General features: G+C 73.2%; 19 protein-coding genes and 1 pseudogene. 15 read left to right on the top strand and 5 right to left on the bottom strand.

Features of this window, described 5'->3' with window-relative positions:
• Nucleotides 1–274: 274 nt before the first annotated feature.
• The 5 genes and pseudogenes from AOM46_RS21275 (at nt 275) to AOM46_RS21255 (ending at nt 6,337) form a co-directional block, all read left to right on the top strand.
• Complete coding sequence (locus AOM46_RS21275; protein ID WP_062214165.1) at nt 275–1,174, top strand: xanthine dehydrogenase family protein subunit M; 900 nt, start codon at nt 275–277, stop codon at nt 1,172–1,174.
• On the top strand, nt 1,153–1,677 hold the full coding sequence (locus AOM46_RS21270) for a (2Fe-2S)-binding protein (RefSeq protein ID WP_062214164.1): 525 nt from the start codon (nt 1,153–1,155) through the stop codon (nt 1,675–1,677). Before AOM46_RS21275 ends, AOM46_RS21270 begins: the two co-directional genes overlap by 22 nt.
• Nucleotides 1,678–1,679: 2 nt before the next feature.
• Nucleotides 1,680–4,082: a xanthine dehydrogenase subunit D gene (gene pucD / locus AOM46_RS21265; RefSeq protein ID WP_062214163.1), complete on the top strand. Its 2,403-nt coding sequence runs from the start codon at nt 1,680–1,682 to the stop codon at nt 4,080–4,082.
• 16 nt (nt 4,083–4,098) lie between these two features.
• Nucleotides 4,099–5,178, top strand: a pseudogene (locus tag AOM46_RS32370) (XdhC family protein); the annotation flags it as partial.
• Between the two features lie 163 nt (nt 5,179–5,341).
• Nucleotides 5,342–6,337: a winged helix DNA-binding domain-containing protein gene (locus AOM46_RS21255; RefSeq protein WP_234313898.1), complete on the top strand. Its 996-nt coding sequence runs from the start codon at nt 5,342–5,344 to the stop codon at nt 6,335–6,337.
• 26 nt (nt 6,338–6,363) lie between these two features.
• Here the strand turns inward: AOM46_RS21255 and AOM46_RS21250 are convergent, their stop codons facing one another.
• Nucleotides 6,364–7,281: a hypothetical protein gene (locus AOM46_RS21250; RefSeq protein WP_062214161.1), complete on the bottom strand. Its 918-nt coding sequence runs from the start codon at nt 7,279–7,281 to the stop codon at nt 6,364–6,366.
• A gap of 440 nt (nt 7,282–7,721) precedes the next feature.
• Between AOM46_RS21250 and AOM46_RS21245 the strand changes: the two genes are divergently transcribed.
• The 7 genes from AOM46_RS21245 to AOM46_RS21215 all read left to right on the top strand — a co-directional run bounded on the left by AOM46_RS21245 (nt 7,722) and on the right by AOM46_RS21215 (nt 13,584).
• Nucleotides 7,722–8,120 (top strand): DUF5955 family protein, encoded by a 399-nt coding sequence (locus AOM46_RS21245; protein ID WP_370592749.1) that lies wholly within the window; start codon nt 7,722–7,724, stop codon nt 8,118–8,120.
• A gap of 89 nt (nt 8,121–8,209) precedes the next feature.
• Nucleotides 8,210–8,524: a thiamine-binding protein gene (locus tag AOM46_RS21240; RefSeq protein WP_234313897.1), complete on the top strand. Its 315-nt coding sequence runs from the start codon at nt 8,210–8,212 to the stop codon at nt 8,522–8,524.
• Nucleotides 8,521–8,934: a helix-turn-helix domain-containing protein gene (locus AOM46_RS21235; protein ID WP_078857049.1), complete on the top strand. Its 414-nt coding sequence runs from the start codon at nt 8,521–8,523 to the stop codon at nt 8,932–8,934. The genes AOM46_RS21240 and AOM46_RS21235 overlap by 4 nt, the downstream gene beginning before the upstream one ends.
• Before the next feature lie 93 nt (nt 8,935–9,027).
• Nucleotides 9,028–9,879 (top strand): 2-oxo-4-hydroxy-4-carboxy-5-ureidoimidazoline decarboxylase, encoded by an 852-nt coding sequence (uraD, locus tag AOM46_RS31405; protein WP_078857048.1) that lies wholly within the window; start codon nt 9,028–9,030, stop codon nt 9,877–9,879.
• A gap of 4 nt (nt 9,880–9,883) precedes the next feature.
• On the top strand, nt 9,884–10,774 hold the full coding sequence (gene pucL / locus AOM46_RS21225) for a factor-independent urate hydroxylase (protein ID WP_062214159.1): 891 nt from the start codon (nt 9,884–9,886) through the stop codon (nt 10,772–10,774).
• A gap of 39 nt (nt 10,775–10,813) precedes the next feature.
• Nucleotides 10,814–12,193, top strand: a complete 1,380-nt coding sequence (locus AOM46_RS21220; RefSeq protein WP_107080131.1) for an 8-oxoguanine deaminase — start codon at nt 10,814–10,816, stop codon at nt 12,191–12,193.
• Nucleotides 12,194–12,312: 119 nt separating this feature from the next.
• Nucleotides 12,313–13,584, top strand: a complete 1,272-nt coding sequence (locus tag AOM46_RS21215; RefSeq protein ID WP_062214158.1) for a sulfite oxidase — start codon at nt 12,313–12,315, stop codon at nt 13,582–13,584.
• Between the two features lie 29 nt (nt 13,585–13,613).
• On the opposite strand, the gene AOM46_RS21210 is transcribed toward AOM46_RS21215, so the two are convergent.
• Complete coding sequence (locus tag AOM46_RS21210) at nt 13,614–14,090, bottom strand: Lrp/AsnC family transcriptional regulator (protein WP_062214157.1); 477 nt, start codon at nt 14,088–14,090, stop codon at nt 13,614–13,616.
• Between the two features lie 117 nt (nt 14,091–14,207).
• On the opposite strand from AOM46_RS21210, the gene AOM46_RS21205 reads away from it, so the two are divergent.
• Nucleotides 14,208–14,981, top strand: a complete 774-nt coding sequence (locus AOM46_RS21205; protein WP_062214156.1) for a bifunctional 2-polyprenyl-6-hydroxyphenol methylase/3-demethylubiquinol 3-O-methyltransferase UbiG — start codon at nt 14,208–14,210, stop codon at nt 14,979–14,981.
• Nucleotides 14,982–15,018: 37 nt separating this feature from the next.
• Here the strand turns inward: AOM46_RS21205 and aceB are convergent, their stop codons facing one another.
• The 3 genes from aceB to AOM46_RS21190 form a co-directional block, all read right to left on the bottom strand.
• Entirely contained in the window at nt 15,019–16,623 is a 1,605-nt protein-coding gene (aceB, locus tag AOM46_RS21200; RefSeq protein ID WP_062214155.1) for a malate synthase A, read from the bottom strand.
• Nucleotides 16,624–16,716: 93 nt separating this feature from the next.
• Nucleotides 16,717–17,334, bottom strand: a complete 618-nt coding sequence (locus tag AOM46_RS21195; RefSeq protein ID WP_199824035.1) for an NTP transferase domain-containing protein — start codon at nt 17,332–17,334, stop codon at nt 16,717–16,719.
• 113 nt (nt 17,335–17,447) lie between these two features.
• The gene (locus tag AOM46_RS21190; RefSeq protein WP_062214154.1) at nt 17,448–18,287 is read right to left on the bottom strand and encodes an IclR family transcriptional regulator; all 840 of its coding nucleotides are present in this window, start codon (nt 18,285–18,287) and stop codon (nt 17,448–17,450) included.
• Nucleotides 18,288–18,430: 143 nt separating this feature from the next.
• Here AOM46_RS21190 and allB point away from each other — a divergent pair, with 143 nt between their 5' ends.
• On the top strand, nt 18,431–19,843 hold the full coding sequence (gene allB / locus AOM46_RS21185) for an allantoinase AllB (protein WP_234313896.1): 1,413 nt from the start codon (nt 18,431–18,433) through the stop codon (nt 19,841–19,843).
• A complete protein-coding gene (gene alc, locus AOM46_RS21180; protein WP_062214153.1) occupies nt 19,840–21,006 on the top strand; it encodes an allantoicase in 1,167 nt (388 codons plus the stop codon). Before allB ends, alc begins: the two co-directional genes overlap by 4 nt.
• Nucleotides 21,007–21,105: the final 99 nt, after the last annotated feature.

Below are 21,105 nucleotides of genomic sequence, written 5' to 3'. Positions count from 1 at the left end.
GCCTCCACGGCGACGCCGAACCCGTGTGTTCGTATGAACCTACAAGAACGGTAACCCCTCCCGTGGTGGGCTTCGGCCCTTCGGTGACTGCACCTCCGGGCCCGGCCGGGGTCTACTGGGCGGAACGAACGACGGCGCCGGCCCCCCGGCGGGGGCGAGCGGCCCCTTCCCGCGCGCGTGCTCCCGTGACGGTCCCCGTACGCCCGTCCCGCCCGTTCGTCCGCACGTCCCGTACCGACCCCTCGCCCGTACCCGACGCGGAAAGAGCGACCCGATGGAGTTCTTTCGTCCGGCCACCTGGCAGGAGGCGCTGGCCCTCCGGGCGGCGCACCCCGACGCGGTCCCGCTGGCCGGCGGCACCGATGTGATGGTGGAGATCAACTTCGGCCGCCGGCGGCCCGAGCGGCTGCTCGACCTGACCAGGATCGCCGAGCTGCGCGAGTGGCGGATCGACGGCGACGCCGTGTCCCTGGGGGCCCTCGTCCCCTACCGCACGGTGATCGACAGGCTGGCGGCCGAGCTGCCCGGGCTGGCCCTGGCGGCCCGCACGGTCGGCTCCCCGCAGATCCGCAACCGGGCGACCGTCGCGGGCAACCTCGCCACCGGCTCGCCGGCCGGGGACGCCCATCCGGCGCTGCTGGCCGCCGGCGCGCGGGTGGAGCTGGCCAGCGTGCACGGTGAGCGCACCGTGCCCGTCGAGGAGTTCTTCACCGGGCCCAAACGTACGGTGCTCGCCCCCGGCGAGTTGATCCGCGCGGTGTCGGTGGACCGGGCGCGCGGGCCACAGGAGTTCGCCAAGGCCGGCACCCGCAACGCCATGGTGATCGCGGTCTGCGCGTTCGCCGTCGCCCTGCACCCGCACACCCGCACCGTGCGCACCGGCGTCGGCTCGGCGGCGCCCACGCCGATCAGGGCCACGGCGGCCGAGGAGTTCCTGGCCGGCGTGCTGGCCGAAGGCGACCACTGGACGAACGGGCGGCCCCCGCCACCGGCCGCCGCCCGGCGGTTCGCCGAACTGGCCGCCGACGCCTGTTCCCCCATCGACGACGTGCGGGGCAGCGCCGACTACCGACGCACCGCCGTGCGGGTGTTGGCCCGCCGCACCCTGGACTGGGCCTGGCGCGCCCAGACGATGCCCGAAGGAGGCACGCCATGCGCATCGAACTCACGGTGAACGGGCGCCCACACAGCGCGGATGACGTGTGGGAGGGCGAGAGCCTTCTCTATGTGCTGCGTGAACGGCTCGGGCTGCCGGGTTCCAAGAACGCCTGCGAACAGGGTGAATGCGGCTCCTGCACGGTCCGGATGGACGGCGATCTGGTCTGCGCCTGCCTGGTCGCGGCCGGCCAGGCCGAGGGCGCCGAGATCCGTACCGTGGAGGGCATGGCCGAGCGGGAGGGACAACTCGCCCCGCTCCAGGCCGCGTTCGTCGAGGCGGGCGCGGTGCAGTGCGGTTTCTGCACCCCGGGGCTGCTGCTGGCCGCCGAGGAGCTGCTGGAACGGGTGCCCCGCCCGGGGGACGCCGACATCAGGGAGGCGCTTTCGGGCAATCTCTGCCGCTGCACCGGCTACGAGAACATCCTGGACGCCGTCCGGCTGGCCGCCTCCCGAGGCCAGGACGCGCCGTCCGCACCCCAGGCGCCGACCGGCGGCCTGACGCCCGAACGGAGGCCCTGACCATGTCCGTTGTGCCTCCGCCCGCAGGACTGACCCAGCACGCCGACGCCCGCCCAGGGGCCGACGGCGGTGTCGGTGCCTCCCCGCAGCGCCCGGACGGGATCCTCAAGGTCACCGGCGAGTTCGCCTACTCGTCCGATCTCTGGCACCAGGACATGCTCTGGGGCCACACCCTGCGCAGCCCGCACGCGCACGCCGAGATCCGGGGCATCGATATCAGCGAGGCACTGACCGTGCCCGGTGTGCACTGTGTGCTCACCCACGCCGATCTGCCGGCGGCCACCCACTACGGCCTGGAGTTCGAGGACCAGCCGGTGCTCGCCTCCGACCGGGTCCGTTACCAGGGCGAGCCCGTCGCCCTGGTGGCCGCCGACCACCCGGAGACCGCCCGCCGGGCCGCCGAGCGGATCAGGGTGGACTACGCGCCGCTGCCCGTGGTGCACGACGAGGCCAGCGCCACCGCGCCCGACGCGCCCGTGCTGCATCCGGGGCGGGACGACCACCACGCCGAGCATGTGCCGCACCCCAATGTGGTGCATGTCCAGCCGGTGATCAGCGGCGATGTCGAGTCGGCGCGCGCCGAGGCCGAGGTGGTGGTGCGTGGCAGCTATACCGTCGGCATGCAGGACCAGGCGTTCCTCGGGCCCGAGTCGGGCCTCGCGGTGCCGGCCGAGGACGGCGGCGTCGACCTCTATGTCGCCACCCAGTGGCTCCATGTGGACCAGCGTCAACTCGCCCCCGTCCTCGGCCTGCCGGCCGAGCGGGTACGGCTCACCCTGGCCGGCGTCGGCGGCGCCTTCGGGGCCCGCGAGGACCTGTCGATGCAGGCCCACGCCTGCCTGTTGGCGCTCCGCGCCGACCGCCCGGTGAAGATGGTCTACAACCGCTACGAGTCCTTCTTCGGCCATGTGCACCGCCACCCGGCCCGGTTGACCTACGAACACGGCGCCACCAGGGACGGCCGGCTGGTCTATGTGACCGCCCGGATCGTGCTCGACGGCGGCGCCTACGCCTCGTCCACCCCGGCCGTGGTCGGCAACGCCGCCTCGCTCGGCATCGGCCCCTATCGGGTGCCGCATGTCTCGATGGAGGCCGTCGGGCTCTACACCAACAACCCGCCCTGCGGCGCGATGCGCGGCTTCGGCGCGGTGCAGGCCTGCTTCGCCTACGAGGCGCAGATGGACAAGCTGGCCGCCGCCCTGGGGATGGACCCGGTGGAGCTGCGGCAGCGCAACGCGCTGAGCCAGGGCGGCGCGCTGCCCACCGGGCAGCGGGTCGACGCGCCGGCGCCGGTCGCCGAACTGCTCCGGCTGGTCAGGGACAGGCCGTTGCCGCCCGAGCGGCCCTGGGAGACGTCGGACGCCGTCGGGCGTCCCGCCGTCGACCTGCGCGCGCTGCCCGGCGGGCTGGCCAACACCACCCATGGCGAGGGCGTGGTGCGCGGCGTCGGCTATGCGGTCGGCATCAAGAACGTCGGCTTCTCCGAGGGCTTCGACGACTACTCCACGGCCCGGGTGCGGCTCGCGGTGGTGGCCGGCGAACCGCAGGTCACCGTGCACACCGCGATGGCCGAGGTGGGGCAGGGCGGCGTCACCGTGCACGCCCAGATCGCCCGCACCGAGCTGGGCGTCGGCCGGGTGAGCATCCTGCCGGCCGACACCAGGGTCGGCTCGGCGGGCTCCACCTCCGCGTCCCGGCAGACCTATATGACCGGCGGCGCGGTGCGGAACACCTGCGAGGCGGTGCGCGCCGAGGTACTGAGACTGGGCAGGGAACGGCTGGGCGATGAGCATCCGGGTTGGGCGGAACCGGAGTTGCGGCTGGCCGACGGCGCGGTGGTGACCGAGGACGGCACGGCGCTGGCCGGGCTGGCCGAGGTACTGGGCGACACCGCGATCGATCTGGAGCTGGAGTTCCGCCACCGGCCGACCGAACCGTTCGACCGGGCGACCGGGCAGGGCTTCGGGCATGTCCAGTACTCGTTCTGCGCGCACCGCGCCGTGGTCGACGTGGACGTGGAACTCGGCCTGGTCAAGGTGGTGGAGCTGGCCGCCGCGCAGGACGTCGGCCGGGCCATCAACCCACAGGCGGTGCGCGGCCAGATCCATGGCGGCAGCACCCAGGGCCTCGGCCTCGCGGTGCTGGAGGAGATCCTGGTCGGCCCGGACGGCACCATCCGCAACCCGTCCTTCACCGACTATCTGATCCCCACCATCCTGGACACCCCGCCCATGCCGCTCGACGTGCTGGAACTGGCCGATCCGCACGCGCCCTACGGGCTGCGCGGCGTCGGCGAGGCGCCGACCCTGTCGGCCACACCGGCGATCGTCGCCGCCATCCGGCAGGCCACCGGACAGGAGCTGCCCCGGGTGCCGGTGCGGCCCGAACACCTCGCCCGCGGCTGAACAAGGGAGGCCGGTCATGCTGGACATCGCCACGGAACTGGTCGACTGGTGCCACCGGGGCCGGCCGTTCGCGGTCGCCACGGTGGTCGACGTCACCGGCAGCGCGCCCCGCAGCCCCGGCGCCGCGCTGGCCGTGGACGCGGACGGCACCGCGCTCGGCAGCGTCTCCGGCGGATGTGTGGAGGGCGCCCTCTTCGAGGAGTGCCGGCTGGCGCTCGACGAGGGCGCCCCGCGCCTGGTCGACTACGCGGCGGACCCGGCCGACCCGTTCGCACCCGCGCTCACCTGCGGCGGCGCCGTCGAACTGCTGATCACCCCGGTCCCCGCCGCATCCCCCGAACGGGCGTTGCTGGCCAGGGCGTTGACGGCGGTCGCGGACGGCGAGCCCGTCGCCCTGGTCCGCTCGCTGAACGGTCCCGGCACCCTGCTGCTGTGCGGCCCGGACGACACGGTGCACGGCACGCTGGGCCGGGGCCGGGCCCACGACCGCGCCGCGCTGGCCCGGGCCCGGACGATGCGCGCCGAGGGGCACACCGGCACGGTGCGGCTCGGCCCCGACACCCTGCTGGTGGAGACCCGCCAACCGCCGCCCAGGCTGCTGGTCTTCGGCGCGGTCGACTTCGCCGTCGCGCTCAGCCGCGTCGGGGCGCTGCTCGGCCACCGGGTCACCGTCTGCGACCCCCGTCCGGTCTTCACCACCCCGGAACGTTTCCCGGAGGCGGCCGAGGTGATCGTCGACCGGCCGCACCGCTACCTCGATGCCCAGCGACTGGGCAGCCGCGATGCCGTCTGTGTGCTCACCCACGACCCCGAGGTCGATGTGCCGCTGCTGGTGCGTGCCCTGCGGCTGCCGCTGGGCTATGTCGGCGCGATGGGCTCCCGCCGCACCCATGAGGACCGGCTGCGCCGGCTGCGCGCCGCCGGGGTCACCGAGGCCGAACTCGCCGTGCTGCGCTCGCCGATCGGCCTCGACCTGGGCGCCCGCACCCCGGCGGAGACCGCGCTCGCCATCGCCGCCGAGATCGTCGCGGTCCGCGGGGGCGGCAGCGGCGCGCCCCTCACCGGCGGTCGGATGCCCATCCACCGCGACCGGGGCGCCGGCCGCGAAGCCCCCGCCGACTGTCAGTGGCCGGACATAGGCTCGCCCCATGACGACCCCGCCCACCCTCTCCCAACGGGCCCTCAACCGCGCGCTGCTCGACCGCCAGTTGCTCCTCAGCCGCGCCGCGACCACGGCCGAGCGGGCGGTGGAGCGGCTGGTGGGCCTGCAGACCCAGGTGCCGACCAACCAGTACACGGCGCTGTGGTCGCGGCTTGTCGGATTCGACCCTGAGGATTTCTCCCGGCGGTTCGAGGCGCGCGAGTTCGTCCGGATCTCGCTGCACCGCTCCACCATCCACACGGTCACCGCCCGGGACTGCCTGCGGCTGCGGCCGATGCTGGAGCCGGTCCACCAGCGGCCGTTCCGCTCCGCCCTGGGCAAGCGGCTGGCGGGGGTCGAGCTGGCGGCGGTGGTCGCGGAGGCGCGCGCCCTGGTGGAGCAGGAGCCGCGCACCTTCCAGGCGTTGGGCCGCGAGCTGACCAGGCGCTGGCCGGAGCATGGGATCCACGATCTGGCCATGGTCGGCCGGCAGCTCCTGCCGCTGGTGCAGGTCCCGCCGCGCGGCCTCTGGCAGCGCGGCGGCGCGGCCGGGCACACCACGGCACAGTCCTGGCTGGGCGCGGAGCTGGGGGAGGAGACCGCCCCCGACGAGCTGGTGCTCCGCTATCTCGCGGCGTTCGGCCCCGCCTCCGTCAAGGACGCCCAGAGCTGGTCGGGGCTGACCAGGCTGCGCGAGGTCTTCGCCCGACTCGCCAGCCGGCTGCGGGAGTTCCGCGCGCCGGACGGGCGGGTGCTGTACGACCTGGCGGACGCCGCCGTCCCGGACGAGGACACGCCGGCGCCCGCGCGCTTCCTGCCCGAGTTCGACAATCTCTTCATCGGCCACCACGACCGCACCCGGGTGATATCCGACGAGGTCAGAAGCCGCACCTTCGTGGGCAACCGGGCCTATCCGGTCTTTCTCGCCGACGGGTTCATCCGGGGCACCTGGCGGATCGAGAAGGACCGCCGGGGCGCCTCGGCCACGCTCGCGCTGACCGCCCTGGAGCCGCTGTCCGCCGGGCAGCGCGCCGAGTTGGAGCGGGAGGGCGCCGAACTGCTCGCCTTCCACACCCCGGACGCCCGGCACGAGCTGCGCTGGACCACCGACTGAACGCGTGCGCCCCGGCCGGCGGGGAGTCAGCCGAGGTCGGCGTCCACTCCGTGGCGGAGCAGCAGTTCGCCCGGCTCGTTGACGGGCTGGGGCGTGCCGCTCAGGTCCAGCACCAGCAGCGGCAGCCGCAGCCTTTCGGCCTGGTCCCTGGCCGCCCCGAGATAGCCGGCCAGCGAGAAGGCCACCGGCTGGGAGGAGCTCAACAGGCCGTGCAGCCACAGCACTTCCAGCTCCTCGCCGCCGGTCGGCTGGGTGCTGGTGTCCACCAGGCCCACCACCGACGGGCCGCGCAGATCGAGCCCGGACGCCGTCCTGGGGACGGTACTGCGCACCCCGGTGAAGCCCAGCCAGCGCAGAAAGTGCGCGGCGCAGGCCACGGCGTCGTAGCGGGTCCTGATCGTCAACGGGCGGAACGCGCCGCGCGTCCCCTGGGCCGCCGCGTCGGCCGCCGCTTCGGGCCCCCGCTCGGCCGCGCCGCGCGCGGCGCGGCGGCCGACGGCGAAGTCCCTGGCCGCCCGGCCCCCGGAACCGGAGTTGGCGCCCGGCCCGCCGCCGGTCTCGGCGGCCGGGCGCCTGGCCCTGGCCGGGCCTCGGCGCCGCCGGGGCAGCGGTCCTGCCGGGTCCGAGCCCCCGCCCGCCGGCAGTTCGTCGGCCGGCGCCCCGGCCCCCGTGCCCCGGCGCTGCGGCGGCACGACGGGCTCGGCGGTCCCGGGCGGCCCGGCCGTCGCGTGCGTCTCGTTCGGCGCGGTGCCATCGGCGCCGCCGGCTATCCGGGGAGCCAGCGGGGTGAGCCGCACGGCGGCCCCGCAGGGGCAGTCGAAGCCCGGCTGCGGCCACTGCCCCGACTCCCCGCACGCCGGGCACTCCACCTCGGTCCAGGCGTCGGCCCAGGAGCGGAACGCCACCCGCTCCGGCACACAGTCGACCGCCACCGGGAGGGTCACCGGGGCGCCACAGGCACAGGGGTACTCCGGCGGGATGTAACGGTGCTCACGTCGGCACACGGGGCACCGTGTCACCACGCTCTTCGCCATCTCTCGCTCCCCGGACGGAACTTCTCGACGGGATTCACACAGGGTCCGTCGCACTTCTTATGACCATACGGTCCTATGCTGGAACTCCCATCGCTCTTCTGCCCGAGCGCCCCGCGAACAACTCCGAACCCCGCTCGGAGGAGACCGGAGGAGTCCGGAGGAGACCGAAGAACGACCGAAGAACATTGTTCATCGGAATGTGACACGCAATCTAGCCCTCCGTATGGCGTGATGCGCGGACAGTGATATTTACTTTCCCTGCTGGGTCTTGTCGCTTTGAGTTCGTCGTCTGTGGCCGGGGCGGGGGGCTCGGGCGGCGGTGACGTGGAGACGGGCATGGGGAGGGCTGAGTGGCAGGAGAAGCTGAGACGGCCCACACGGTACGGGGCGTACCGGTGGCCGGGCTCGACCCCCGGGTCACGACACTGCGCGCGGCCGTGCAGCGGCTGCGTCGTGAGCTGGGCGGCTATCAAGCGGCGCTCGCCGATCGCGAGGTCGCCGAGGGGCAGTTGGCGCGGCTCGAAGAACTGTCGGTGTCCGGGGTTCCCGACGAGGCGGCGCTGGGGCAGGCGCTGTTGGTGATCGCGGCGGCGCTCGGTTCGGTCAGCGCGCTGACGCCCGCGGTCGTGGAATTCCGAAGGGCCGTCGAGCTGTTCGGCGTCCCGCACTATCGCATCCAGGACGGTTCCTGGTTGTCCGTTCCCCGTCCGGGCGTCGGACGGGGGCAGGGAGCGGGCGCCGGGTTCTGACCCGGTGCCCCGGATCGGTGCGCGGAGGGCGTGACGACGGGTGCGGGCGCCGGCGTGGCGGGCGTCCGGCACCGGGTTAGGTTGGCCGCGTGCGACTGAGACTTGAGTTCACCACCGAACCCTTCGACCTGGACGAATCCCCTCCGCACGCCGTGGTGGCGCGCGAGGTGGTGCGTGCCGCCGGGTTGGAGGGGGTGGAGGTGGGTCCGTTCGGGAACACCGCCGAGGGCACGCCCGAGGCGGTGTTCTCCTGTGTGGACGCCCTGCTGCGCCAGGCGCTCGCCGCGGGGGCCACCCGAATATCCCTCCAGGTCAACGCCGTTGAGGCGAAACCCGATCAGGAGACGGAGCAGGACGCCGAGCCCGCCGGCGAGCGGGCGGCGGACGGGGGGTTCCCGATATGACAGGGCCCATCGTGCCCGGAGGGGCCCAGGACGCGGACGCGTCGGACGAGTCGGAGGAGGCGCGGTTCCTGGCGGCGGTGGCCCCGCTGCTGGACGCCATCGGCGGTGAGCTGGTCGCCCCGCTGGAGGCCGGCGAGGACGATGTCCCGCTCCGTTGGGAGGGCGCCACCGTGGCCGCCGTGCGGCTGCCCCTGCTCTCCGACTCCCTGGAGCATCTGCTGGACGATCTCAGGCGGCGGCACGGCCGGCCGCTGGCCGATCTAGACCGGCGGACCAAACAGCGGATCGTCCGAAGCCTGGAACACCGGGGCGCGTTCGCGATGCGCCATGGCGTGGAGACGGTGGCCGGGGCCCTCGGGGTGAGCCGGTTCACCGTCTACAACTACCTCAACCGCGCGAGCGGCGGCTGACCGGCGGCGGGGAGGGACCGCACCGGGGCGACGTGTCGCCGCGCACTTCAACAAACTGTTGACGCCCGTCGATCATGCGGCTTAGCTGGGCCCATGACCTCGCCTCCGCAACCCGGGTTGACCTGGCTCAACCACGCCCCGGAGAACGCCGTCCGGGAGACGCTGCGGCATGTCTGCGCCGCGTCCGCCTGGGGTGAACGGCTGCTGGCCGGGCGCCCGTTCGCCGATCTGGCCGGGCTGCTGGCCGCCCAGGACACCGCGTTGGCCGCGCTCTCGGCCGACGGCTTCGACGAGGCGGTCGCCGGCCATCCGCCGATCGGCCGGCCCAGGCCGGGGGACCCCACCTCGGCCCGCGAGCAGAGCGGTCTCGCGGAGTCGGACAGCGCGGTGCGGGACGCCCTGCTCGACCTCAACATCAGCTATCAGGAGCGCTTCGGCCGGGTCTTCCTGATCTGCGCCAGCGGGCTGTCGGGGGAGGCGATGCGCGACGCGCTGCTCGCCCGCCTCGACCACGATCCGGCGCACGAGGCGACCGTGGCGCGCGCCGAGTTGGGCAAGATCAACCGGCTGCGGCTGACCCGGCTGGTCCAGACGCCGGTCGCGGTCTCCACCCATGTGCTGGACACCAGCGCGGGCCGGCCGGCCGCCGGGATCGTGGTGCGGCTCGCGGTGCGCGAGGCCGGCCACGCGGGCGGCGCCGACTGGCGCCCGCACGCCGAGGGGCGCACGGACGCCGACGGCCGTTGTGCCGCGCTGCCGCCGCTGCCGGGGGGCGCGGTGGCGGCCCGGCTGACCTTCGACGTCGAGCCCTATCTCACCCGGGGCTCCACCGGGACCGCGTTCTTCCCCGAGGCCACCGTCACCTTCGCGGTCACCGCGGGCGAGCGCTACCACATCCCGCTGTTGTTGAACCCGTACGGCTATTCCGTCTATCGAGGGAGCTGATCCCATGCCGGTGCTCGGGCAGAACCAGTACGGCAAGGCGCAGACCCGGGTGGTCCGGGTGGGCCGGGCCGGTGAAACCCACCAACTGACCGATCTCACCGTCTCGTTGGCGTTCTCCGGGGCGATGGAGCGGGTGCACCTGGAGGGCTCGAACGAGGCGGTGCTGCCGACCGACACGGCCAAGAACACCGTCTACGCCTTCGCCAGGGAGCGCGGCATCGCCTCCCCCGAGGCGTTCGGGGCCGAGCTGGCGCGCCATTTCGTGGACTCCCAGCCGACCATCCACCGGGTGGTGGCGGATATCGAGGAGCACCACTGGGAGCGCCTTGGCGGGCACTCCTTCGTGCGCGGCGGTCAGGAGACCAGGACGGCCCGGGTCTCCTGGGACGGCGAACGGCTCGAAGTGCTCTCGGGGTTGACGGGGCTGACCGTGCTCAACACCACGGACTCCGAGTTCCACGGCTTTGTCAGGGACCGTTACACCACGCTGGCCGAGACCACGGACCGGGTGCTGGCCACCGAGGTGAGCGCGCGCTGGCGGCATGCCGCCGAGGACGCGGGGACGGTCGCGGCCACCGACTGGAACGCGGCCTACGCGGACGCCAGGGCAGCGCTGTTGGCGGCGTTCACCGACACCTACTCCCGCTCGCTGCAGCAGACGCTCTTCGAGATGGGGTCCGCAGTGATCGAACGAGTCACCGGGGTGGAGGAGATTCGTCTCTCTCTGCCCAACAAACACCATTTCCTGGTTGATATGAGCCCCTTCGGGATCGAGAACGAAACCGGGGATGGCGCGGTCTATGTGGCGACCGACCGGCCCTTCGGACTGATCGAGGCCACCGTGCTGCGGGACGGCGCGGACGAACGCATCCCCGTCGAGCTGACCCGCCCCTGAACCCCGCTCCTGACCCGCCCTGTCCAAGGAGGTGACCGTGTGACCGACGAGCCACGCGTGCTGATCGAGAACTGCGCCATCGCGACCATGGATGATGCCCAGACCGAGCACACATCCGGGTATCTGGTGGTCGCCGGCCGCCGGATCGTCGCCGTCGGGCCCGGTGCCGCGCCCCCCGAACTCGGCCCGTTCGACCGCAGGATCGACGCCGCGGGCCATCTCGCCACGCCCGGCCTGGTCAACACCCACCACCACTTCTACCAGTGGCTCACCCGGGGGCTGGCCCAGAACGCCAACCTCTTCGACTGGCTGGTCGCCCTCTACCCCACCTGGGCCAGGATCGACGAGGCCATGGTGTACGCGGCGGCCCGCGCCTCGTTGGCCATGATGGCGCGGGGCGGCGTCACCACCGCGATGGACCACCACTATGTCTTCCCGCGCGGGGCCGGCGATCTGCTGGGCGCCGAGATCCGTGCCGCCCGCGAGCTGGGCGTGCGGTTCACCGCGACCCGGGGTTCGATGGACCTGGGCGAGTCCAGGGGCGGGCTGCCGCCGGACTTCGCCGTGGAGACCACCGAGGAGGCGCTGGCCGCCACCGAGCTGGCCGTCGCCACGCACCACGATCCGGCGCCAGACGCGATGCTGCGGATCGCCGTCGCGCCCTGCTCCCCGTTCTCCGTCACCACCGAACTCATGCGGGAATCGGCCGAGTTGGCCCGCCGGCTGGGCGTTCGGCTGCACACCCACGGCTCGGAGACGGTGGAGGAGGCGGCGTTCTGCGAGCAGCGGTTCGGGATGGGGCCGACGGCCTACTTCGAGAGCACCGGATGGCTCGGCGACGACGTCTGGATGGCGCACTGCGTGCATATGACGGACGCGGACATCGCCGCCTTCGCCCGCACCGGCACCGGCGTCGCGCACTGCCCCTCGTCCAACGCGCGGCTGGCCGCCGGCATCGCCCGGGTGCCCGAGATGCTGGCCGCCGGGGTCCCGGTGGGCCTGGGCGTGGACGGCACCGCGTCCAACGAGTCGGGGGAGCTGCACACCGAGCTGCGCAACGCGCTGCTGATCAACCGCCTCGGCCCCGGCCGGGAGAAGGCGCTGACGGTCCGCCAGGCGCTGCGGCTGGCCACCAGGGGCGGCGCCGAAGTGCTGGGCCGGCAGGGCGAGATCGGCTCGCTCGAGGTGGGCAAACTGGCCGATCTGGTGCTGTGGCGGCTCGACGGTCTCGGCCATTCCACCATCGAGGACCCGGTGGCCGCGCTGGTCCTGGGCCCGCCCGCGCCGATCACCCTCTCCCTGGTGAACGGGGCGCCGGTGGTGGAGAACGGTGAGCTGCGCACCGCCGACGAGTCCGCCGTCGCGGCGGAGGCCCGGGCCCAGGCCCGACGGCTGGCCCAACTCGCCGCGAACGGCTGATCGTTCACGGGCGAACCGGGTCGGTGGAAGGGGCCGGCAGCTGTTCATGACATTTGTTCATGGCATTGCAATGTGTCGCAATGGCGCCGGCCCCGGCCCCGGGCGCAGGATGCTTGGCCATGACGACCAACGAGAGACGCTACGACCGCCGTCGGCTGCGCCAGTTCCTCGATGGCACGGCGCGTGCCGAGGGGATCGACCGCCGGGATCTGATCCGGCTGCTCGCCGCCGGTGGCGCCGTCGCCGCGACCTCGTCGCTCGCCTGGGCGCCGGGTGCCGCCGCGGCCACCGTGGCCGACGATCCCGCGCCCGGCATCGTCAAACCGCTGCCCGAGGACGGGTTCGTGGTGCACGGCACCAATGCGGAGACCCGCTGGTCGGCGCTGCGCGGCACCGGCTACCACACGCCCAACGAGCTGTTCTTCGTCCGCAACCACACCCGTACCCCGACGATCTCGGCGGCCGACTGGCGGCTGCGGCTGTGGGGGAGCGGACTGCGGGGCGGCGAGGTGGAGTTCGATCTGGACGCGCTGCGCGCGCTGCCCACCACCGTGCACACCGCGGCCGTGGAGTGTGCCGGCAACGGGCGCAGTTTCTATGCCACTCAGCAGGGTGAGGCCGCCTCCGGCACCGCCTGGCAGCTGGGCGCGATCGGCGTCGCCCGCTGGCGCGGCGTGCGGCTGGCCGAGGTGCTGCGCCGCGCCGGGCTGCGGCGGGACGCGGTGGACGTCCAGCCGCGTGGCCTCGACGATCCGTTTGTCGACTCCTCAGGGGCCGAACTCGGCCGGGTGCGCCGCCCGTTGCCGCTGGCCAAGGCGCTGGACGACGTGCTGCTCGCCTATGAGATGAACGGTGCGCCGCTGCCGCCCGACCACGGTCATCCGGTGCGGGTGCTGGTGCCGTCCTGGATCGGGATCGCCTCCATCAAGTGGGTGGGCGATATCGAGGTGTCGGCCGAACCGCTCTACTCCCCGTGGAACACCGATCTCTACCGGCTCTTCGGCCCCGACCACCCGGAGGGCGGCAGCGCGCCGCTGACCAGGCAGACCGTCAAGAGCGCCTTCGAGCTGGCCTTCGACGCGCCGCTGGCCGCCGGCCGCACCCATGAGCTGACGGGCCGCTCCTGGTCGGGCGCCGGGGTGATCCGCTCCGTCGAGGTCAGCACGGACGGCGGCCGGCGGTGGCGGCCGGCGCGCCTCAAGGACGCGCCGCGCCGCGACAGTTGGGTGCGCTGGTCGGTGCCGTGGACGCCGCGCCGGCCGGGGTCGGCGACCCTGTTGGCGCGCGCCACCGACTCGGCGGGGCGGACCCAGCCGGAGCGCTCGGTCTACAACCAACAGGGCTATCTCTTCGACGCGGTGGTGCGGCACCCGGTGCTGGTCACCGGCTGAGCGCGGGTTTCGTTTCGAGGGGGACCGGGTCAGGCGCGGTCCCCCTCGTCCTCGCCGAAGGCGGTCAGCACCCGGCCGCCGGTCTCCCGGTAGATCATCGAGCTGCGGAAGCTGACCACCTCGCGGCGGGCGCTGAACCGGTCCATCAGAAAGCCGTGCAGATGCTCGATATCGGTCACCGACACATGGACCACGAAGTCCTCGTCCCCGGAGACCACCATCACGGAGCGCACCTCGGGCAGTTGGGCGAGATAGTGCTCGAAGCTGGTGATCACCTCCCGGGTCAGGGGGCGCAGCCGGGCGAAGATCAGCGCCTGCAGGGAGCGGCCGAGCGCCCGGGGATCGACGGCGGCGTGGTAGCCGGTGATCACCTCGCGGGACCGCAGACCGCGGACGCGTTCGAGGCAAGTGGAGGGCGCGATTCCGACCAGGCGCGCCAGCTCGCGATTGGTCAGCCGTGCATCGCGCTGGAGATGGGCGAGGATCGCCGAATCAATGTCGTCCATGGAGGCTATTCTCCGGTCAACTCCGAACAGCGTTCGGTGCGGTCACCGGAGACCCGTCACGCCGGCTAGGTTCCTTGGGTACTCCCGCGCTGCCCGCTGTCGCCGAAGGAGCCGCCCATGACGCCCGCCGTCGATCACTACGACCGTCTGCTGGCCGAGCACTACTCCTGGATGCTGGGGGGCGATGTGCCCGGACTGGTGCCCACCCAGCGGGAGTTGCTGCTCGACCTGGGCGTGGCTCCGGGGACGGGCGGGGGGTTCGCCGTCGATCTGGGCTGCGGCCCCGGGCACACCAGCCTGGCGCTGGCCGCGCTGGGCTTCGAGACCGTGCTCGCCGTCGATCTGAGCCGACCGCTGTTGGCCGAACTGACCGACTACGCACGGGAGGTGCCCGCGGTGCGTCCGGTGTTGGCCGATGTGCGCACGGTACTGCGTGAACGGGTGCCCGTCGGCACCGTGGACGCGGTGGTCTGTCTGGGGGACACCCTGACCCATCTGCCCAGCCGGGGCGATGTGGCGGCGCTGCTCAACGATGTGGCCGCCGCGCTGGCCCCGGACGGGGTCGCGGTGCTGTCCTATCGCGATCTGACCGTTCCCCTTACGGGGACCGACCGTTTCCTTCCGGTCCGGGCCACGGACGACCGGATCATGACCAGCTTTCTTGAGTACCCCGACGACGACAACGCCTACACGGTGGTCGTCCACGATCTGGTGCACACCCGCCGGGACCCGGGCGACGACTGGACGTTGCGCACCAGCAGCTACCGCAAGCTGCGGCTCTCCCACGAGTGGGTGAAGCGGCAGTGCCGGACCGCGGGGCTGCGCGTCGTCGGGGACCACCAGACCACGGGAGGCGGCCTGCGCACCGTCGCCCTGCGGCTGGTCGGCTGACCGGCCGCAGGGCGACACCGCGGAGCGTTCAGTGCGTTCAGTGCGTTCGGTCGAGCAGTTGGTAGGCGGGAAGCGTCAGAAAGTCCACATAGGACTCGTCCAGCGCGATCTCCATCAGCAGGTCGAAGGCCCGCTCCCAGCCGCCCTCCACATAGGCGTCCTCGCCGATCTCGTCGCGGATGGCGAGCAGTTGGTCGGCGGCGACCTGGCGGACATAGGGCCGGGTGACCCGTTCACCGTTGTCCAGCAGCACCCCGGCGTTGATCCACTGCCAGATCTGCGAACGGGAGATCTCGGCGGTGGCCACGTCCTCCATCAGGTTGAAGACCGCGACGGCGCCCCGGCCGGCGAGCCATGCCTGGAGGTAGCGGGTGCCGACCTGGACCGCGTTGCGCAGCCCGTCGGCCGTCGGCGTGGCGGGCACCGAGCCGATGTCCAGCAACTCCTCGGCGGTGACCTTGACCTCGGGGCGCAGCCGCTCCTTCTGGTTGGGCCGCTCGCCGAGCACCGCGTCGAACGCGGCCTGCGCGACCGGCACCAGACCCGGGTGCGCCACCCAGGACCCGTCGAAGCCGTCGCCCGCCTCCCGCTCCTTGTCGGCCCGCACCTTGTCGAACGCGGCCCTGTTGACCTCGGCGTCCTTGGCCGGGATGAACGCGGCCATGCCGCCGATGGCATGCGCGCCGCGCTTGTGGCAGGTGCGCACCAGAAGCTCGGTGTAGGCACGCATAAAGGGCGCCGTCATGGTGATCGCGTTGCGGTCGGGGAGCACGAAGCGCTCGCCGCCGTCCCGGAAGTTCTTCACGATCGAGAACAGGTAGTCCCAGCGGCCGGCGTTCAACCCCGCCGCGTGCTCCCGCAGTTCGTAAAGGATCTCCTCCATCTCGAAGGCGGCGGTGACCGTCTCGATCAGCACGGTGGCCCGGACGGTGCCCTGCGGGATGCCCAGCGCGTCCTGGGCGAAGCGGAACACCTCGTTCCAGAGGCGCGCCTCCAGATGGGACTCCAGCTTGGCCAGATAGAAGTAGGGACCGCGACCGGTCTCGGCGAGCAGGGCCGCGTTGTGGAAGAAGAAGAGCCCGAAGTCCACCAGCGAGCCGGGAACGGGACGCCCGTCGACGGTGAGATGCCGCTCGTCCAGATGCCAGCCGCGCGGGCGGGTCACCACGACGGCCAACTCGTCGTCGGGGCGCAGCGCGTACTTCTTGCCGCGCTCGTCGGTGAAGTCGATCCGGCGGCGGAAGGCGTCGGCCAGGCTGAGCTGCCCGCCGATCACATTGGCCCAGGTCGGCGAGAGGGCGTCCTCGAAGTCCGCCAGCCAGATCCGGGCGCCCGAGTTGAGCGCGTTGACCGTCATCTTGCGGTCCGTCGGCCCGGTGATCTCCACCCGGCGGTCCTGGAGCGCGGGCGGCGCCGGGGCGACCGACCAGTCGCCGTCCCTGACCTCCGCCGTCTCGGGCAGGAAGTCCAGCCGGCCGGTGCGGGCGATCTCCTCCCGCCGGCGGCCGCGCAGGGCCAGCAGCTCGTCCCGGCGCGGGGTGAAGCGCCGGTGCAGCTCGGCGAGGAAGTCGAGAGCCTGTGGGGTGAGCACCTCGTCCTGGCGTGGCACCCGGTCCCGAGCTTCCACGGTGACGGCTGACATGGGTCACTCCTTCACTACGGTTCAGTGTTCGCTACGACATTCACTACGCCATAACGGCATGGAAATGGATAGTAGTTTCTACATCGTGGAAGATCAACGATGCGGTGGGGGTCCCGACAGCCGGCGCAGATCGGCCGGTTGGTCGATATCGTCCGGCGCCGCCACATCCCCACACTCCACCAGCGTGAGCTGGTCCGCGCGCGCCCGCAGATAGTCGCGCGCGCCCCGGTCGCCGCGCGCGGCGTCGGCCACCCCGGCGAAATGATCGGCCCCCAGCAGCACCGGATGCCCACGCCGCCCGCCATAGCTGGCCGAGACCAGCGACGCCGGGGAACGGAACGCCGCCCGCACCCGGGCCATCGCCTCGACACCCACCCACGGCTGGTCCACCAGCGCCACCAGCGCCCCCGCCGGCGGCTCGGCCAGGGCCCCGAGCGCGGCGAGCCCGGCACGCAACGACGAACCCATCCCCGTGGCCCACTCCTGGTTGCGCACGATCCGGCAGGCGCCCAGCGACGCGCGCTCCTCGACCTCGTCCGCGCCGGCGCCCAACACCACCAGCACCGGCGCGCAACCGGCCGCGCGCAACGCCTCGGACGTCAACTCGACCAGGGGGCGCCCCTCGTGCTCCAACAGCGCCTTGACCCGGCCCCCCAACCGGCTCCCACCCCCACCCGCCAACACCACCCCGGCCACCGCCTCACCCGTCATCCGCCCAGCGTAGGCCCGCGACCGGCCAGTTGCCGGGTGGCCTCCTGCGCCGGCGGGGTCGGCCCTTGCACGGTCCGGTGGGGGCCCGGTCAGCCCGGCCGGAGGCCGCCGCGTCAGCCGTCCGTGTCCGGCGCGGCCGTGGTCGGTGCCCGGTCGGCCGGGCCGGAGGCCGCCGGCTCCGGGGCGGCGGCCAGGACCGTGCCCAGTTCGTGGGCGACCTCCCGAAGCAGTGGGGCCAGTTTCTCCACGGCCTCGTCCGTCAGTCGTCCCGCCGGGCCGGAGACGGATATGGCGGCGGGGGTCGGGGCGTGCGGCAGCGCCACCGCGAGGCAGCGCACGCCGATCTCCTGCTCGTTGTCGTCCACCGCGAAGCCGCGCGCCCGCACCGTGCCCAGCTCGCGCAGGAACGCGTCGGGGGAGGTCAGGGTGCGCTCGGTGACCGCGGGCATTCCGGTGCGGTGCAGCAGCGCGCGCACCTCCTCGTCCGGGAGCCCGGCCAGCAGCGCCTTGCCGACGCCGGTGGCATGCGGCAGCACCCGGCGGCCCACCTCGGTGAACATCCGCATCGAATGGCGCGAGGGCACCTGCGCCACATAGACCGCCTCGTCCCCGTCGAGCAGCGCCATATTGGCCGTCTCGCCCGTCCCGGCCGCCAGCCGGGCCAGGAAGGGGCGGGCCCAGGTGGCCAGCGGACGGGCCGCGGCCTCGCCGAGCCGGATCAGTCGGGGGCCCAACGCATAGCGTCTGTTGGGCTGTTGGCGGACATAGCCGCAGGCGACCAGCGTGCGCATCAGCCGGTGGATGGTGGGGAGCGGCAGCCCGCTGCTGCTGGCCAGCTCGCTCAGCCCGGTGACGCCCCCGGCGTCGGCCATCAGTTCGAGCAGCCCGAAGGCTCGCTCAAGGGACTGAACCCCGCCGCTGGCGGAGGACTTGCGCACGTCGGACGGGGGCACGTCGCGTTCCTCATTCGGTGGTAGCGGTCCCCCAGAGCCTACCGGCCCTTGACGGGCCGCCCCGGTCCGTCGAACATCGAACCCTGACCGACTTCAACAAAACGTTGAAGCGACGTCGTCAGCGACCGCTGAGGAGTGGCCGGTTGTCCGAGGCAGACGCAGTTCCCGCGCGGCCGATCGAGGTGCTGCTGCGCTCCCGCCGGGTGGTCACCCCCACCGGCACCCGTCCGGCCGCCGTCGCGATCGCCGGCGAGCGGATCGAGGCGGTGCTGCCGCACGACGCCCCGCCCCCCGAGGGCGCCCGACTCGTCGACTACGGCGACGCCGCGCTGCTGCCCGGGCTGGTCGACACCCATGTGCATATCAACGACCCGGGCCGTGCCGCCTGGGAGGGCTTCGCCTCCGCGACCAGGGCGGCGGCGGCCGGCGGCGTCACCACCCTGCTCGACATGCCCCTCAACAGTGTGCCGCCCACCGTCAGTCCCGAGGCACTGGCCGTCAAACAGGCCGCCGCCCGGGGCCGGACCTGGGTGGACGTCGGCTTCTGGGGCGGCGCGGTGCCGGGGAACGCGGGGCGGTTGCGGCCCCTGCACCAGGCCGGCGTCTTCGGCTTCAAGAGCTTTCTCTCGCCCTCGGGCGTCGAGGAGTTCCCCGCGCTCGACCCCGAGGGGCTGGCCGGGGCGCTGACCGAGGTGGCCGCCTTCGACGGGCTGCTGATCGTGCACGCCGAGGACCCCGAGAGGCTCACCGAAGCGCCCGAGGGCAGCCGGCGCTATGCCGACTTCCTGGCCACCCGGCCGGCCGAGGCCGAACACGCGGCGATCGAACGACTGATCACCCTGGCCGCCCGAATCGGCGCCCGGGTTCATGTACTACACCTCTCGGCCGCCTCCGCGCTGCCGCTGATCGCCGAGGCCAAGGCCGCGGGGATCGCCGTCACCGCCGAGACCTGCCCGCACTTCCTCACCCTGACCGCCGAGGAAGTCCCGGACGGCGCAACCGAGTTCAAATGCTGCCCGCCGATCAGGGAGGCCGCCAACCAGGACGCGCTATGGGCCGCGCTCGCCGACGGCACCCTCGACTGTGTGGTCTCCGACCATTCACCGTGCACGGCGGACCTCAAGGTGCCGGACTTCGGCGCCGCCTGGGGCGGGATCTCCTCACTGCAACTGGGCCTGCCCGCCATCTGGACCGCCGCCGAGGCCCGGGGCCACCAACTCGACGATGTCGCCCGCTGGATGTCCACCGCCCCCGCCCGGCTGGCCGGCCTGCGCCACAAGGGCGCGATCGAGCCGGGCCGGGACGCCGATATCGCGGTGCTGGACCCGGAGGCCGGCTTCACGGTCGACCCGGCCGCGCTGCACCACCGCAACCCGGTGACGGCCTACGCCGGCCGCACCCTCAAGGGCGTGGTGCGCGCCACCTGGCTGCGCGGGCGACCCATCCTGGAAACCTCGGGAACTTCCGGGGCGGCCACCATGGACGGGCCCGGTCCGGGCGGGGCGCGTCCGGCCCCCGAACCGACCGGCCGGTTGATCGAGAGGACTGTCACGTGACAACGGATGGGACCAGCACGGTTTTCCCCGGCCACGCGGCCCCCTACGGCGGCGGCGACCCCTACGCCGACTACCGCGCCGCCGCCCCGGAGGACCTGCCCTTCACCCGGCTGCCCGATCTCGCCGTGCGCGCCGTCGGCGGCTGTGTGACGGCCGCCAACGACGAGTTCTTCGCCGAACGGGAGAACCTGCTCGCCCCCGGCCGCGCCGTCTTCGACCCCGCCGCCTTCGGCAACAAGGGCAAGGTGATGGACGGTTGGGAGACCCGCAGGCGGCGCGGCCGCCACGGCGAGCATCCGCACCCGTCGGCCGACGAGTACGACTGGGCGCTGATCCGGCTCGGCGTCCCGGGACGGCTGCACGGCCTCGTCGTCGACACCGCGCACTTCCGGGGCAACCACCCGAACGCGGTGCGCGTCGAGGCCACCACCAGGCCCGGCACCCCGGGCCCGGAGGAGCTGTTCGGGCCCGAGACCCGCTGGACGGAGCTGGTGCCGCGCACCGAGATCGGCGGCCACGCGGCGCACGCCTTCCCGCTGGCGCCCGCCGCCGGCGCCCCGTTCACCCATCTGCGGCTGAGCCAGTACCCGGACGGCGGCATCGCCCGGCTGCGGGCGCACGGCGTGCCGTTGGCCGACCCGGACTGGCTGACTGCCCTGGGCACGTTCGACCTGGCGGCGCTCACCCATGGCGGACTGGTGGAGGACGCCTCCAACTCCTTCTACTCGCCCCCGACCCACACCGTCTATCCGGGCCGGCCGCGCACCATGGACGAGGGCTGGGAGACCGCCCGCCGCCGGGACAAGGGCCACGACTGGCTGCGCTACCGGCTCGCCGAACAGGGCGTGGTGCGGGCCGTCGAGATCGACACCGGCTGCTACCGGGGCAACGCACCCGGCTGGGCCGAACTCTCCCTCTGGGACGGCCCGTCGGAGGAGGCGGCCACCGCGCCGGCCGAGACCTGGCGTCCGGTGCTGCCCCGCACCCGGCTGCTCCCCGACACCGTGCACCGTTTTGTGCTGCCCGACGACGTTCCCCCGGCGACCCATGCCAGGCTCGATGTCCACCCGGACGGCGGGGTGGCCAGGCTGCGGCTGCACGGCACCCTCACCGAAACCGGACTGCGGCGGCTGCGGGAGCGTCAACACCCGGTCGAGGGCTGAGAGTTCGGCGCCCGCTTTCGCGACCGCGAGGTGGGCGCGGCGTCGTGGTCATGTGAATTCCTGGGAAATATCCGGGATGCGTGGTTGACGCGGGTCACG

Origin of the sequence: Streptomyces sp. NBRC 109706, assembly GCF_000974485.1 — a bacterium.
In the GTDB taxonomy this organism is placed as follows: domain Bacteria; phylum Actinomycetota; class Actinomycetes; order Streptomycetales; family Streptomycetaceae; genus Streptomyces.
The sequence above is the reverse complement of the archived record's forward strand: the minus strand, read 5'-3'. Positions and strand labels throughout refer to the sequence as shown.